Source organism: Agrobacterium sp. 22-226-1, assembly GCF_053522345.1.
On the sequence record NZ_JBNWCP010000017.1, the window covers coordinates 1 to 15,294 of the forward strand.

10 protein-coding genes and 2 pseudogenes are annotated in these 15,294 nt (G+C 54.2%); 4 read left to right on the top strand and 8 right to left on the bottom strand.

Translation table 11 applies throughout. From position 1 onward, the window contains the following. Window positions 1-99: 99 nt before the first annotated feature. Window positions 100-303, top strand: a pseudogene (locus ACQZ5K_RS22525) (integrase core domain-containing protein); the annotation flags it as partial. A gap of 103 nt (window positions 304-406) precedes the next feature. Here ACQZ5K_RS22525 and ACQZ5K_RS22530 read toward each other — a convergent pair. The 6 genes and pseudogenes from ACQZ5K_RS22530 to ACQZ5K_RS22555 form a co-directional block, all read right to left on the bottom strand. Continuing rightward, window positions 407-773, bottom strand: a pseudogene (locus ACQZ5K_RS22530) (transposase); the annotation flags it as partial. Window positions 774-1,121: 348 nt separating this feature from the next. Then, entirely contained in the window at window positions 1,122-2,312 is a 1,191-nt protein-coding gene (locus tag ACQZ5K_RS22535) for a glycosyltransferase (protein ID WP_448741458.1), read from the bottom strand. A 454-nt stretch (window positions 2,313-2,766) separates the two neighbouring features. After that, on the bottom strand, window positions 2,767-4,077 hold the full coding sequence (locus tag ACQZ5K_RS22540; RefSeq protein ID WP_448741459.1) for a glycosyltransferase family 4 protein: 1,311 nt from the start codon (window positions 4,075-4,077) through the stop codon (window positions 2,767-2,769). A 461-nt stretch (window positions 4,078-4,538) separates the two neighbouring features. Beyond that, window positions 4,539-5,534, bottom strand: a complete 996-nt coding sequence (locus tag ACQZ5K_RS22545; RefSeq protein ID WP_448741460.1) for a GDP-mannose 4,6-dehydratase — start codon at window positions 5,532-5,534, stop codon at window positions 4,539-4,541. 2 nt (window positions 5,535-5,536) lie between these two features. Then, the gene (gene gmd, locus ACQZ5K_RS22550) at window positions 5,537-6,508 is read right to left on the bottom strand and encodes a GDP-mannose 4,6-dehydratase (RefSeq protein WP_020811463.1); all 972 of its coding nucleotides are present in this window, start codon (window positions 6,506-6,508) and stop codon (window positions 5,537-5,539) included. Between the two features lie 173 nt (window positions 6,509-6,681). Then, window positions 6,682-7,959 carry a glycosyltransferase family 4 protein gene (locus tag ACQZ5K_RS22555; RefSeq protein WP_448741461.1) on the bottom strand — a complete coding sequence of 426 codons (1,278 nt, stop codon included), beginning with the start codon at window positions 7,957-7,959 and terminating at the stop codon, window positions 6,682-6,684. 322 nt (window positions 7,960-8,281) lie between these two features. Here ACQZ5K_RS22555 and ACQZ5K_RS22560 point away from each other — a divergent pair, with 322 nt between their 5' ends. Together ACQZ5K_RS22560 and ACQZ5K_RS22565 are read left to right on the top strand one after the other, a co-directional pair. After that, entirely contained in the window at window positions 8,282-9,712 is a 1,431-nt protein-coding gene (locus ACQZ5K_RS22560; protein WP_448741462.1) for a mannose-1-phosphate guanylyltransferase/mannose-6-phosphate isomerase, read from the top strand. Window positions 9,713-9,981: 269 nt separating this feature from the next. Then, window positions 9,982-11,745, top strand: coding sequence for an ABC transporter ATP-binding protein (locus ACQZ5K_RS22565; protein WP_448741463.1), 1,764 nt, complete (start codon window positions 9,982-9,984; stop codon window positions 11,743-11,745). Window positions 11,746-11,903: 158 nt separating this feature from the next. Here ACQZ5K_RS22565 and ACQZ5K_RS22570 read toward each other — a convergent pair whose 3' ends face one another. Further along, window positions 11,904-13,088 carry an AGE family epimerase/isomerase gene (locus ACQZ5K_RS22570; protein WP_448741464.1) on the bottom strand — a complete coding sequence of 395 codons (1,185 nt, stop codon included), beginning with the start codon at window positions 13,086-13,088 and terminating at the stop codon, window positions 11,904-11,906. A 283-nt stretch (window positions 13,089-13,371) separates the two neighbouring features. Between ACQZ5K_RS22570 and ACQZ5K_RS22575 the strand changes: the two genes are divergently transcribed. Continuing rightward, window positions 13,372-14,157 (top strand): 2-keto-4-pentenoate hydratase, encoded by a 786-nt coding sequence (locus ACQZ5K_RS22575; RefSeq protein ID WP_448741465.1) that lies wholly within the window; start codon window positions 13,372-13,374, stop codon window positions 14,155-14,157. A gap of 80 nt (window positions 14,158-14,237) precedes the next feature. Here ACQZ5K_RS22575 and ACQZ5K_RS22580 read toward each other — a convergent pair whose 3' ends face one another. After that, a complete protein-coding gene (locus ACQZ5K_RS22580) occupies window positions 14,238-15,143 on the bottom strand; it encodes a LysR family transcriptional regulator (RefSeq protein ID WP_448741466.1) in 906 nt (301 codons plus the stop codon). Window positions 15,144-15,294 lie beyond the last annotated feature (151 nt).

The following is a 15,294-nucleotide window of genomic DNA, read 5'->3' on the forward strand; positions in this document are numbered from 1 at the left end:
CTGCGACGCCTGGCGGAAACTCGAAAGCCAGCCATGGCGCATCATGTCCATCGGTCACCGCAAATGGGCCAATGAGTTCTGATCATTGAGCGATGGTATGACAATGCGTTCATTGAAGCGTTCAATGGCCGCTTCCGCGCCGAATGTCTGAATCAGCACTGGTTCCTGACCCTTGCGGATGCCCGCGAAAAGATGGAGGATTGGCGTATAGACTATAATGAGTTTCGGCCGCATGGTGCGATCGGCAATAAGGTACCGATCTCGCTGATGAAATCAGGAGGCTCAACCAGCCCGCCTCCCTGAATGAAGCCGGAAAACTCCAGCCTCAGTTGGTCCAGAAACCTGGGGCGGTTCAAAACCGCCGGGGCTCTAGTCGCCGCTGGATGAAAGTTCAGTGGCAGGTCAGCTCCTGCTCCAGTGCATGTGCGGTCTTTTTTGAAAGTCCAGCCGTGCTTTCGCAGCCAGACGTCAAGTGCGCTGCGGCCGATCGATACGGCTTTGTCCTCACGCAATCGCAGAACCATCTCGTTGAGCGTAATATCCTTTTCCTCTTCGATCATGCCGATGATGAAGTCCTCGTGAGCATCGAGGCGTGAGCCACCACGTCGGCCCTGCTTTGCAGGCGTCAACCGACCCGACCGTGCGCTGGCGATCCAGGCGATGGCCGTTGAAATGCCAATTCCAAATCGGGCCGCCGCTGATCGCGCCGACATGCCATCATGTGACGCGGCCAGAACGCGGCTACGCAGATCATCACTGAAAGCTCGGGTCATATTGCCTCCGACCAAATCAACAGTCGGGGCGATGGAATCAGAATTCGGCAGCCAGGGGAATCCTCAAGGCGATTCCCCGTTCAATGGACGTGCTCTAATTTACAAACTCGACGACTGCCCTGGCCGCCATGAAGAGTTTCTTGGTGTTCCGCGCGGCTACTGTTGGCAGACGACGATAGTAAACAACGGCGGAGAAACCAATCAATTGCTACCGCCACATTGGTGAGCATGTTCGTATCTTTGCAGTTTGCCGTCGAAATATTTTCTTACGTTCGATCATCCGGCCCAAGAACGATTGCACGAAAGCACTTGGCCGCCCCTTTATTTTAAGGCAGCGCACTCGCACGCTCATAAATTCCGCCGCAAAAGATAATCAGTCATCATAAAGTAAAACGGCGTGTGGTCGATTTTCTCTATATCCAAGGCATTGGCTACATCATCCGCATATTCTGCCCACGTCTTCACGTGGCGCTTAGAGGCCTCAGCGGTCAATTCCTCAAGCTGATCGGGAGACGTCGCCAGTTCAATGATTGCGTCGGTAATGCGATCCTGAGCCGTCATATCAACCATAACAGTGCCGCCGCCAGGTGCAATCTCGCCAATAGACGAGCCGTTATGGCAAATGCACGGAAGGCCTCGCCACAAGCTCTCCAGCACCGGCAACCCGAACCCTTCCAACCATGACCCGAAGACCGTAGCGTCGGCGTCGGAAAGAATATCGTTCATCTCTTCATCGCCGACGGACTCTCTTAGGGTTATCGCTCCGTTCGACTTCGCCATCAGATTGTCGACAAGGACATGCAGTTCAGGATAGGCATCGCGTATCGTCCGACCGATTATCGTCAGCCGAATGTCAACCCCGGTCTGTTCACGAGCATCCAGCACGGACCTAATCACGGCGACATGATTTTTACGCGGCTCGATTGACCCAACCGACACGAGATTGAATGTTTTCGATTCTTTCTTACTCTTCGCTGATCGCGGTATGCCGGGAAGCTCGCCCGCAAGGTAAACGGTCTTTACCTCCGGAATGTGGTGACCGTTATGCCCCAGCCACCAAACCATGTCACTTTCCGATTCTTTTGAGATCGGGAGAACCAAATCTGCTTCTGCGAACATTCGCCAGTACTCCGCAAAAAGCTCGAGGTGCTTGGCGTGAAGGTCGGTAGCCGTCTTAAGCGGGATAAGGTCATAGAAGATGGCTGCCGTCTTCATTCCTTGATCATTCGCCCAGCGAACCGGGTTCGATCCGGGCACAACCATGGGGACAATCACCTCTGGAACGATCATCCATTCGCCCTTGAGATTCATGGGCAGGCGATCCGGCAAAGAAATATTTGGTCCCGAATAGGCCGCAAAAATCTCCGCTTCTTTCCCGTTGATAATGGAAACACCGTTCTTTCTGGCGTTCCACTTGATCGGGATTATCTCGGTACCACGCTTCTGCAGTTCAGCAGCGAGGCAACGGGTGACTCGCTGGATGCCGGTGTTGAATGGCTGGGTAACCGTCAGTCCGCACCAATAGAAAACACGGTTCATCGGCAACTTCCTCAAAATTGAAATTCGAGGCACCTTTGCCGATGAACACAGAATACACAAGCCCCGACTATGACGCCGTGAACACGATATTGTCGGCGACAATCCTGATGGAGGAATACGACGGCGACACAGAGGTTGAGAAACCGACGACACCATTTCCGAGCAAGTCGTTGCACCCACTCCCGAGTTCGCGATCCAAGGCGTAAAATTCTATAGACGTTGACCGCGTTTACTGTCTTTGGCAGAGCTGGTGCTCCGCACTTCCAATCAGCGCAATGACGATCTCAGACGATCCATCCTATTGAGCAACGGTAGTAAAGCCCTGAAGGTAAGCAGTATGTCTCTGCATTCGACCAAGCAATTCTCAATATAATCTCGAATTTAAGAACAAAATAGAAACATACAATACAAATCAAATATTCCAAACACAGATTGAAATAATTATCCAACCTCGTTAGCCTACGAATTCACCAGAAAGCCCTAAAATATTGAGCAAGTCGCTACATACCTCCTCCCAATTGCGCATTTTCGCAGTGGAGATACTCTTTTCCAACTCGTGGAGGCGCTGAGGATCCCTGATAAGGCGACGACAAGCAGCAGCAATACTCTCAATCGAGGCCGCATCACAATATTCGACATACTCGCCACCCACCTCCGGCAGCGAGCTATTATTGGCCACCACTGCCGTTTTCCCATAGGAAAGCGCCTCTCCGACGGGCAGTCCCCAACCCTCGTAAAGACTTGCCATAATCGAGAATTTGCAGTTCCTGTATAGGAACGCCAACTCAGCGTCGCTGGGCGCTTCAACTACCTGAATCCAACCATCGAGATTACCCGAACCTTTCAGGAAATTTTCGAACGCCTCTATGTGCCAGCCCTTTCTACCAGCAAACACAAGCCGTGGAAGGTCGTAGTTCCCTTCTTGAAGCAAGCGTTGCCAACTCTGAGCGATGCGCCATACATTTTTCCGTGCCTCAATTGTTCCGGCACATAGAACATAGGGAACAGTCGCCACATTACGTACATCGTCAGAAATTTCGGCCACTTCATACAGCCACGGATACGCATCCTTGTTAACTCGCGTGGACATAGGCCCCAGGGCTGTGGGAGAGATTTTTTTATCTATTCCCTGCTGTACCAAGGACAAGACTTCGACCTCGCGTTCGAAACCGTACTTAGCCAAAAAATCCTGCAGATCCTTTTTCGTAGCATTACTGATACAGAGGTACTTCGAGGTGTACTCGACGCTGTTTGCCAGCCATTTATGAAAGATGAGAGGCATCATCCCATGGGTCGTCTGCGGCAGCAAAATGGGAATCAGATCATAGACAAGCGTATAGCATATTACGCCTTTTTCCTTGGCGGCGGAAAATGCTCTTTCATGTAAAGGCAACCACGAACTATCGAGATTGACCAAGGCATCTCCAGGACGACACATGGCCAGAAAACTCTTTCTTACCGTGTCCCTCCGAGCCTTTCCATCCTTGGGAAAGCGCATTTCCAGCCAACGCTCAGGCGTTATGTTGTATCTGAGAAACGAACTCTTCGAGCCGAGGAATGCCAGTATATCCAGCCTCGTTCGATGGAAGTAATATTTCGCAGCGCTCGACTTATATTTTGAAATTACATCAATATCTGCCGCGCTCTTTGATTTTCCAATATTCAAAGCGCCTCGAAGCGCCCGCGGGTCATCGAAATTAGCGACATCAAAATCGTCGAAAGATACGCAAACGTATTTTTTTCCCACGCCTTCGTGGAAGCACAAATAAAACTCCGCGTCCGACGCCCTGTTTCCAAGCTCCGTTATTATATTTACGAGAACTCGTTGAATTCCGGAGTATCGATCTATTTTCGAAACATACGACACAAGGCTGGATATATCAAAAAATACGCGCATTCTTTCACTGCCACTAGACATAATGTCCCCAAATCATCTTGGAATCAAAGTAAAATTGCCCATATAGCAAAACTACTTCTTTGTCGCTTGGTGCTTTCCATGGAGGAAATTTAAGGCCCCCTCTTTCAGGCAAGTAAAGAGCATAAGACCAACTCGCCTGAAAGCTTTACAGCCTGCAGAGCATAGATGGCAACGCGCAACCTCAAAATTCAATGAGACTAGCGGTGACTGCAGGGCAACACCGGTTCTTTTTTCGATTAACGCAGCCAATCCAAGACTATGTATTTGGAGTGCATATCAATCCAATCGATCTCGTGACTGGCCTGAGTTTAGTCACTGGCTCGCCAATAATCCAAAACCGAACGTAATGTTGTTTCCCAGGGAATTTGCGGCGACCATCGGAGAAGATGACCAGCTTTGGCCGAACTCCCTGCCACATAGCTCACTTCACTCGCTCGCATTCGAGCAGGATCTTCCAAGACTTGAATCTTGACCTGGGACATTGCCAGCAGACTGTCTAGAATATCTCCAATTCGGCGCGCGGTTCCGGAGGATAGATTTAAGATCACGCCGTCCTTAAATCTCTCTGGTGGCAGAAGGGCCGCCGCCACATAAGCCGAGACTATATCTCTGACGTCCGTAAAATCACGCTGCGCTTCCAGATTCCCAACCTTGATGATCGGTGGTTGCAAACCTTTTTCAATCCGCGCGATCTGCGCCGCGAAACCCGACACTACGAAGTTTTCCGCCTGCCCCGGCCCGGTATGGTTAAATGGCCGAAATCGAACAGCATTCAGCCCATTTTTTGACATCTGGCCAATGAAGAGATCTGCCGCCGCTTTTGACGTTGCATAGACATTTGTCGGAGCAAGTAACGTTTCCTCGTCCAAAGGCCTTGTCGCACCGATAAAGCTGCTCCCATAAACCTCGGACGACCCGATATTTATGAACAGGGCTTCTGGGCAAAATTTGCGAACACTACATGCCAGCGCAATCGTTCCGTTAAGATTGACGGCAAATGTCTGTTTCGGAGAAGCGGAGGCTTCCAATACATGAGAGACCGCAGCCAAATGTATAACCACGGTCGGTCGCCAAGTCTCTATAACCTGTGCGACAGCCTCTTCGTCTTCAATGTCCAACGCAATTGAGACCTCAGTTCCTTGTGACTGAGCGGCAACGTCATTTCCGCCTCCCTTGAAGGTGGAAATTATCTGAGCGGCCGACGGGAGGACTTTTTGTAATTCCTCCCGCAGCCAACGTCCAACAAATCCATTCGCGCCCGTTATCAAGATACGGGGATTAGAGACAGAATTTTGCTGCGCCATATTCACTTCGAAAGCCGACTGATATCCGCATCAACCATTTCACAAATCATCTCTTCAAGCGTGATTGTGGCTTCCCAACCAAGCTTCTCTTTTGCTTTCTTGGGATTACCAAGAAGTACGTCAACCTCAGCCGGGCGGAACAGCTCCGGATCGATTACGAGATAATCATCAACATTCAGCCCAACGTGCCCGAAAGCGATCTTGCACATATCTCGAACAGTAACGGTGCGCCCTGTTGCAACGACATAGTCATCCGGGATTTCCTGCTGCAACATCAGCCACATTGCACGGACATAGTCCTTGGAGTGACCCCAGTCACGCTTCGCATCAATGTTGCCGAGGCGTAGCTCGTCGCGAAGCCCCAACTTAATTCTGGCCACACCGTCTGTAACCTTGCGGGTTACGAATTCGATCCCACGCAGCGGCGATTCATGATTGAACAGAATACCACTGGAGGCGTGCAAACCGAAACTCTCACGGTAGTTTACCGTCATCCAGTGCGCGTAAAGCTTCGCAACAGCATAAGGGGAACGAGGATAAAACGGCGTCGTCTCGTTCTGCATCGCCTCCTGAATGAGGCCATACATCTCAGAAGAGGAAGCCTGATAAAAGCGCGCACCCGGCGCCTCAAGTCTCGTCGCCTCCAACATGTTTGCACAACCGATGCCGGTCACCTGCCCTGTCAGCAGCGGCTGGTTCCAGGAAGACTTCACAAATGATTGCGCTCCCAGATTGTATATTTCGTCAGGCTGCACTTCACGCATAATCCGAATTATGCTGGAGAGATCTGTAAGATTTCCATCAATAAAACGAACATGCCTGTCGATATTCAGCCACTTCAGCCTAGTATCATTAACATCTGCGGTACTGGAGCGGCGCACCAAGCCGTATACTTCATAACCCTTCTCCAGCAAAAACTGCGAAAGATAGGCTCCATCCTGGCCAGTTAATCCGGTTACCAACGCCTTTTTCATATTCCACCTGTAATCTAATCAACCAAGATCTTCTGGTCATCCTGCGTTACATGCCAGCACGAATTCCAAAAAATGCGCGGACAGCAACCTCTTCTATGACATTTGTCGGTATTTACCGAGTCCTTTTCTCTGAACGCACAGATATCCGCTGCCAACGCGATATCCGAAGCGCTTCAAGTCGCTAAAAGCGTATTTTTCACTCCTGAAAGTATTTCAGATGCGACATTGTGCCATGTCCGCATAGAGGGTTTCCGTTCAGCGATCTCAAGACGCAAAGCTTCGTACTCTGCGTGATTCCCCAACAACTCACCCAAAACGTCCGCCAACTCATCTGGCTTTTCCGGGTCGAAATAGCGCGCCAGATCGCCCCCCGCCTCTCTCAGCGCCGGAACGTCCGCCGCCAGTGCAGGTGTTCCGCACCATAATGCCTCGCTTATGGGCAAGCCCCATCCTTCCATCCGGCTGGGGAGAACAAGCGCAAATGCACGCTTATACAATTCCGCCAGTTCCGCCTGGTTCGGGTTGTGTACGAAATGAAAGTTTGTGGACAGGGGCAGAAATCGCTTATTCTTTAGAAATTTCTCCACACGTTTGCGTCTCGCGCCAGCCAATACGAGATTGGGGACATCCATTCCCCGCTCGTGAAGGGACATCATGGCCTCAACTACGCATTCCAGATTTTTCCTGCCATTATAGATTCCCACGCATAAGATGTAACGTCCTGACGGCCCGCGCTTCTCTATAGGCTCCGAGGTCGGGCGCAACTCGTTGCAAAGCGGCACGGCAATGACCTTCGATACAGGCGGCAACACGCCTTTCTCCGAAAAATGCAGAACCTCACGAGCTGTGAATTCCGAATTCGTGAGAATGAGTGACGATGCTTTAATCGCCACCTGATTGTCGTGCAGAAAATTCTTCGGGAAAGAGAATTGATTCCTGTGCGTGAAATCATGCAACGGGATCATGTCGTGCAGAAGTGGGACAAAGATCACGTTTGTTCCACGCGCTTCAAGGGCCGCCAGATAGTCGGACATAATCTTCGGCCTGCCCAGGGATATCAGCACATGACCGGAGAGATCGACTTCCTTAGCCGACCCATCCGGGACCGTAGCCCATCGCCGCCGGTTTCTGAAATCGACGACCTTTCGAATTGCCCAATAAACGGAAGATTTGACGGGGTTATTATTAAAGAGGCTTTGGCGCAGCCGAAGGGGGGTAGCCGAAGGAGGAAGATTGTGGTCCAGCACGCCAGTCGGCGATGCGTCTCCAACCCTTGGGAAAACTTCAAAAAACCGACCATGATACGGAGAATATATGACATATCGGACTCTGGAATCCAATTTTGTCAGTTCGTAAGCGACCTCCATCACAGTTCTGGAGATACCATAATATTTAAATTTTACGCCTGAATTTAAAAAAAGCTCGGAAAGATCGAAAAAAACTTCAGTCATCTTGCAGACATATCCTCATGCCCCACCAAGTGGCAGTTGACGCCGATGCAGCGTTACTAAATCACCCACATCGGGGACACGCCCCGCTTTCAACCCTTAACTTTTGGCGCGGGGCGGAGAGATGTGCGCGGCTTATACAGGTGGTTCTGAACCCTTGTCAAATGCGCTCATCACCCGTGAAAACTTCGGCAGTCATCGGTTCATCAAGCAAAAATTAGGTTGTTTCTATTCGCTGTGGAAAGCTCTATCCGGCATTTGAAGCGTCACCTCACGTCCGATATCACGAAAGTTAAGGGGCGATAGAAAGTTGAGAGGTTTCATTTTGAACACATACGCTCGAAAGATCACGCCGGTTCTTCTGGCCGGCGGTGCTGGTTCGCGGCTTTGGCCGGTATCGCGCGATCAGTTGCCCAAGCAGTTCCAGCCGCTGGTCGGCAATCTTTCGACCTATCAGCAGACGCTGCAGCGGGTGGGTGACAAGGGGCTTTATGCCGAGCCGCTCGTCATCACCAATGAGGATTTCCGGTTCTTCGCCCGCCGTCAGGCCGAAGAGATCGATCTGCCGGCAACGGTAGTGCTGGAGCCCGCCCGCCGCGACAGCGCCGCCGCCATGGCCGCCGCCGCCGTGCTGGCCGAGCGCCGCGAGCCCGGATGCCTGGTGCTGGCGCTTGCCGCCGATCATGTGGTGCTCGATGCCGACAAGTTCTCCGACGCCGTGAAACTCGGCGCAAAAGCTGCCGATCAGGGCAATATCGTCGTCTTCGGCCTGGTGCCGACCGAACCGCGCACCTCCTACGGTTATATCAAGCCGGGTGATGCGATCGATGGCGAAAAAGACCTCAGCACCGTCGACGCCTTCGTGGAAAAGCCGGATATGAAGACGGCGATCTCCTATCTGGAAAAGGGTTATCTCTGGAATTCCGGCAACTTCCTGTTCCGCTCCGATGTGATGATCGCCGAACTGAAGGCCTTCGCGCCGGAGATTCTGGCAGCGGTGACGCAGGCGGTCGAGCAATATGAAAGCGACCTCGGTTTCGTGCGCCTGCATCAGGCAAACTTCGAGGCCTCGCCGAAAAACTCCATCGACTATGCGGTGATCGAGAAGACCAAACGCATGGCGGTGGTGCATGGCCATTTCCGCTGGTCGGATATCGGCAGCTGGGATGCGATCTGGGAGATCGCCGACAAGCGCGGCAACAACAATGCGCTGGAAGGCAACGGCGTCTTCATCGATTCCGAAGGCTGCCTCATCCATTCGACGCAATTGCTGACGACGGTGGTGGGCGCGAAGGACATGGTGGTGGTGGCCACCAAGGATGCGGTTCTGGTGGTGCCGAAAAACCGGGTGCAGGATGTGAAGGGTCTGGTGGAGACGCTGAAGGACGGCGAACACGCACCGCAGACGCAAAGCCACAAACGCGTCTATCGCCCCTGGGGTTATATCGAACACATGTATGTGGACGAGCGTTACCGGGTGGGCCATATCACGGTCGATCCCGGCCACCGCATCTCGTTCCAGAAACATTATCACCGCTCGGAACACTGGATCGTCGTCAAGGGCACGGCGACGGTGACGATCGGCGAGGAGACGAAGTTGCTGACGGAAAACCAGTCGGTCTATATCCCGATCGGCCAGCCGCACCGGCTTGCCAATGAGGGGCAGATCCCGCTCGAACTGGTCGAAATCCAGACCGGAGCCTATATCGGTGAGGATGATGTCATCCGCATCGAGGACGATTATAAAAGACGGTAACGGTGCATCTCGAATCTTCGACCGGGTCGGCGGGATGTTGACACTCGCCGGCCACCGCACTATTTGGTTCGCTTGAACAACGAGTCTGAGGACTTTTCCAGCGCCGAGAGAAATTATTAAGCCAGTTGATACGGGATTACGAAACGAAGTAGAATGCGGCTTACCTATTCGGAACAGATAGTGGACTGGTTTCCTGGTCAAAAATGATCGAAATGGACAGCCATCAATTTCTCAAATCGTAGTGGTATCAGCTAACTAAGGATATCTCCGTGATCGGATCTTTTTTGTCTGAAAACGACAAGACGTTGCTGGTGCGACTTTTCAAAGAAAATTTCAGAAAGCATGTTGGCTGGTATTCTGCGGCAATTGCCGCGATGCTCGTCGTCGCCGGCACGACATCTCTCAGCGCATGGATCATGCGCGATATCGTCAACAGCGTTTATCTGAAGCAGGGCTTTGACGTCGTTCTCGAGATTGCATTTGCAGTCGCGACTATCTTCATCGTCAAAGGCCTCGCAACCTTCGTGCAGAGCTATTATCTCAGCAAAGCTGGTAATAGCATCGTGGCGGAGCAACAACGCAAGATCTACGATCGGCTCCTGAAACAGGGCGTTTCCTTCTTTCAGAATCTGCCTTCCTCGGAACTGCTGGTTCGCGTTACTTACAATGCACAGGCGGCGCGCAGCGTCATAGATACGATTGTCACATCTTTCGTACGTGACCTGTTTTCGCTTATCGGCCTGATTATCGTGATGTTCGCCCAGAATTTCCTTCTGAGTGCGATCTCCATGATTATCGGTCCTCTTGCCATCTTCAGCGTTCGGCTTGTTTTGCGCCGCGTACGCAAGATCATGGAGGCGGAGCTTGCTTCGCTCGGTGAGATTGTCAATGTCGTACAGGAAACCAGCATAGGTGTACGTGTTATCAAGGCATTCTCCCTTGAGAAACTTATGCGTCAACGTATGAACAAGGCGGTTTCCGACGTAGAGCAACGTGCCAATGGCATTGCCAAACTGGAGGCCGCAACCAGTCCCATCATGGAGACGCTATCAGGCCTCGCAATTGCTGTCGTTATTGCCGTGTCCGGCTATACCGTTCTCGAAAAAGGCGGCTCGCCGGGCGATTTGATGGCTTTTATTACCGCCCTGTTGCTTGCCTATGAACCGGCGAAACGCCTCGCCCGCATGCGGGTACAGATCGAAGGCGGCATGATTGGCGTGCGGATGATGTTTGAGGTGCTGGACGCGCCGCTGACGCTTGCCGAGAAAAAAGACGCCGAGCCTCTCCCCAAAACGACCGGCGACGTCGAACTAAAAAATGTGAGCTTTGAATATGTTGCAGGCCAGCCTGTTCTGAAGGATGTCAGCCTGCTCTTCGAAGGTGGCAAGATGACCGCGCTGGTCGGCCCATCCGGCAGCGGCAAATCCACCATTATCAATCTCATGATGCGCCTTTACGATCCGCAAACCGGCTCAGTAGAAATCAACGGCATGGATTTGCGTGACGTTTCTTTTTCGAGCTTGCGCGAGCACGTTTCTTACGTTGGGCAGGAAACATTCCTGTTTTCGGGATCCATAAGGCACAATATTTCCGTTGGCCGCGACAATGCCACCGAAGAAGAGATAATAGCAGCCGCCAAAGCAGCCAATGCGCATGATTTCATCATGAGCATGCCGGAAGGCTATGACAGCAGGCTCGGTGAAAATGGCTCCGGATTGTCCGGGGGACAGCGGCAGCGTGTTGCAATTGCCCGCGCCATGCTCAGAGACGCGGATATTTTGATCCTCGATGAAGCAACCAGCGCATTGGATTCAGAATCCGAAGCTCTCGTTCGCGATGCACTTGAACGACTGACGTTCAACAAGACATCAATCGTCATTGCTCACCGTCTCTCCACTATCAATCGCGCCGACAAAATTGTCGTTATGGACAATGGTGAGGTTGCCGAGCAGGGCAGCAGACGTGAGCTTCTTGCAAATGATGGCCTTTATAAACGGCTTCACAGCATCCAATTTGATGCCGATGTAGCTTAGTGGGAAAGATTCGACACACGAAAGGCGCGACTTTGATCTGCGCCGAGTGCGTCAGTTATGACAAACCGCTTGCTTGCAGCATATTAATACTGACTGTCTCGCCGCCCTGAAAATGAGGGTGGCGAATGTAGCACGCCCACCGGCTGGGTGTGCTGAGTTCACACACTGACCGCCAGCACAGCCTCTGCCTCATAGATGGCGCAGACGATGTGATAAAACGTGCTTGCCGGCGCCGGCTCGTCGAGCATCGGCCTGTCGGCCGGCCATTTGTCGAACCACAGGCCCTTGACCGGCGTGTCGAGGAAAGGCTGCAGCGCGCCGATGGCGCTGAGACCGGAGGCGAGGTAACGCTGACGCTCCTCACCGCCCGTGACGCTCGCAAGCCGCACCGAAGCCTTCAGCCATTCCGTCTGCGGCCATAACCGCGCCAGCCCGTCATGCACCGAAAAATCGTCATAGAGGCTCATCACCGCCACCTTGCGGCGCGGGCAGATGCCGTGCTCTTCACCGATCTCGAACAGCCGTTTTGCCTTGTCGATCGCCTCGCCATTGCCGCGCAGGCTGCCCCAGCGCACCAGAAGCCAGGCCCATTCGAACTGGTGGCCGGGTTCCATGATCCGGCCTTTGTCGCTGTCATGCGGTGTCCAGTCATGGGTGAAGAATTCGCGCAAGCCGCCATTGCCGCCATCGATGAAGCGGTTAAGCGCAAGATCGGCGATCTCGTCGGCCAGCGCCGACCACGGGCCGTCCGGGTCCTGCACCTCCCAGGCCAGCATCGCCTCGAAGAGATGCATGTGCGGATTGGAGCAGAGCGGCGTGCGCGGCGGGTTCGCTTCCTCGAAGCCGGCGACTGGGTGTTTGTAGTCGCGTTCGAGGATGGCAAGGATATCGAGCGCCCGGCCGCGCATCCCGTCCCGGCGCTCGGGAAGGCTTGCGGCCGCCTGTGCGGCGGCGAAAAGCGCAAAGGCCTGATTGTAGAGATCGAAGGAGGGATCGATCAGCCGGCCCGTCTGGTCGGCAAGGTTGCCGTAAAGGCCGTTTTCAAGGCGATAGACCTTCTCGAACCAGGAAAGCCCGTGCAGGAGCGCGTCTTTCCACGGTCCCTGCCAGCCGTGCTGGCCGGCGGCGGCGAAACAATAGGCCTGGCGCGGCTGCACACGGGCGCGGCGGTCATCGGAAAAAACCGGTTTCGCATCCTGGCCGAGACGTTCGTAAAAGCCGCCATCCGGGCGGGCCGAACCCGCCTCCCACCACAGGGGCAGGGCGTCCTCATCCAGCCATTTGCGTAATCTTCCGATCTCTTCGGCAAGCGTCTGCGCGATGCTCGGAAATTGCAATGTCATACGTCAACTCTCTGTTCTACGTTTTGGTAGGGACGAATACGCTAAGGGATCCCAGAAGCAAACGCTTGAATTTATGTTTTGTGACGCTGTCAACCACAAACACTATCATTTGCTCTCTCATAAAGCCCGCGGCACGCGAGGAAGGGTACTCGCTCTACAGTGGCCCTCGCCGCACGTCCTTAAAGTCGGCGATGTGGTCAAACCCGGCATTGATGGCCTTGGCAGTGAACGTCAAATCGTGACAACATTTTGGCGTTCAAGAACAACGGAGACCATGGACGCAATGGCGGCAATCGAAAAACTGGCGGAAAGCTTCATCACAGCGAGCCGCGAGGGGGCGAAGATTTCTCTGGCGGCGGTGCAGGCGAAGGGCCATATTCCCGCTACGCTTGGAGAGGCTATGGCGGTCCAGCGGGCTTTTGCTGAGAGCTGGGCAGCACCGGTTGCCGGCTGGAAACTGGCGATCCGCGCGGATGGCGAGGCCGTCGGGGCGCCCATGTTCGATTGTGTGCGGGTCGATGAAGCCAATGCCGCTTCTTTTCCCCATGACGGCACCGAAGGCATCGAGGTCGAGATCTGCTTTACGCTTTCGGCGGATATTCCCGCGGCGGCGGCGGGACCGCTGACCAGGGAGGACCTGATAGGATTTATCGACAAGGTCCATCTTGGTGCTGAACTTCTCCGCTACAGGCTGGTGGAAAAAAATCAGGTGCCGTTTCCGCTTTTTCTCGCGGATCGCCTCGCCAACCACGGTTTCGTCATCGGCCCGGAAGTCGATAAGCACATCGTGGATGTCTTTGCCGGAAATGGCGAGAACCTGCCGCAGCTCATCGTTACCGAGGGGTCGGTATCGCTGTTCGATGCCGGGGTAAAACATCCGAATGGCGATCCGCTCGCGCCGCTGGTCGCCTTTGCCAATGCGGCGTTCAACACCGGCGAAATGCTCAAGGCGGGCAATGTCGTAACGACGGGCAGCCTTTGCGGCGCGATACCAAGCACACTTGCCGGCGAGACGCACATTGCGCTGAAATCGGCTGGCGCCTTCACGCTGTTCGGTCCGAGACCATAGGCGTCCGGTCAGCCGGACGTTCTTTTTTTCACCCTCCTGCCGTATTCATCCCCGCCGCGACTTCCGATGCCATCAAAAGATCATTTCACTCGCCCGTGCTCGCCGAGAAAATCGAGCAAGGCCCGGATGCGTGCGGGAAGCAGCCCGCGCTGGCCCACATAAACGGCATGAAACATCTCCGTCTCACCCGTATCGAGGTGATCGAGGACCGGTATGAGCCGGCCGGCGGCGATATCCTCCCGCACGGTGAAGGCGGCAAGGCGAACCAGCCCGACACCGGCAAGGGCAAGACGGCGAAGGCCTTCGCCGTCGCTGACCTGCACGCGCCCCGTCGCCGGAATGACGACGGTCTTTCCGGCGTCCCGCAACGGCCACCCGTCGACTGACCGCGCGTAACCGAATCCGAGCCGATTGTGATCTTCCAGATCGGCGATGGTTTGCGGCACGCCGCAACGCTCCAGATAAGCCGGGGCGGCGGCGATGATCATCCCTGTCTCACCGAGTTTCCGGGCAACGAGAGTTGAGCTTTTAAGCGGCCCAGCGCGCACCGCCACATCCATACGTTCCGCAAGGAGGTCAACCACCATATCCGTCTGGACGATATCGAGCGTGATGCCCGGATGAAGCGCCAGAAACCGTGGCAGGATGGGCGCGAGAATATGCGTTGCATAAGAAGCGCTGGTGTTGATCCGCACGCGGCCGACAGGCTGCTCGCCCTCACCCGCGGCGCGTTCGGCCTCTTCGAGATCGGCGAGGATGCGGGTGGCCCTTTCATAGAAGGCGCAGCCCTCCGGCGTTATCTGAAGCTGCCGGGTGGAACGGTTGAGCAGGCGCGCGCCCAGGCGGCTTTCCAGCCGTGCGATCAGCTTGCTCACAGCCGAAGGCGTCATGTTCGCCGCCGCGGCCGCGCGGGAAAAACCGCTGAGTTCGACGACCCGCACGAAGATTTCCATCTCCCCTGCCCGGTTGATCTCCAGTCGCGCCATGATGACTTCATCTCACAAGTGATAGTATTTTCGGCATTCTATTTCATTGAAGAGCGTGCGTCTATCTTCAGACGGCGATTGAAACGCATCGCAACCTTCATCTGCCAATCATGATGGGATGGACAGGGCGCGGCGCTGCCAGAGCCCCGCC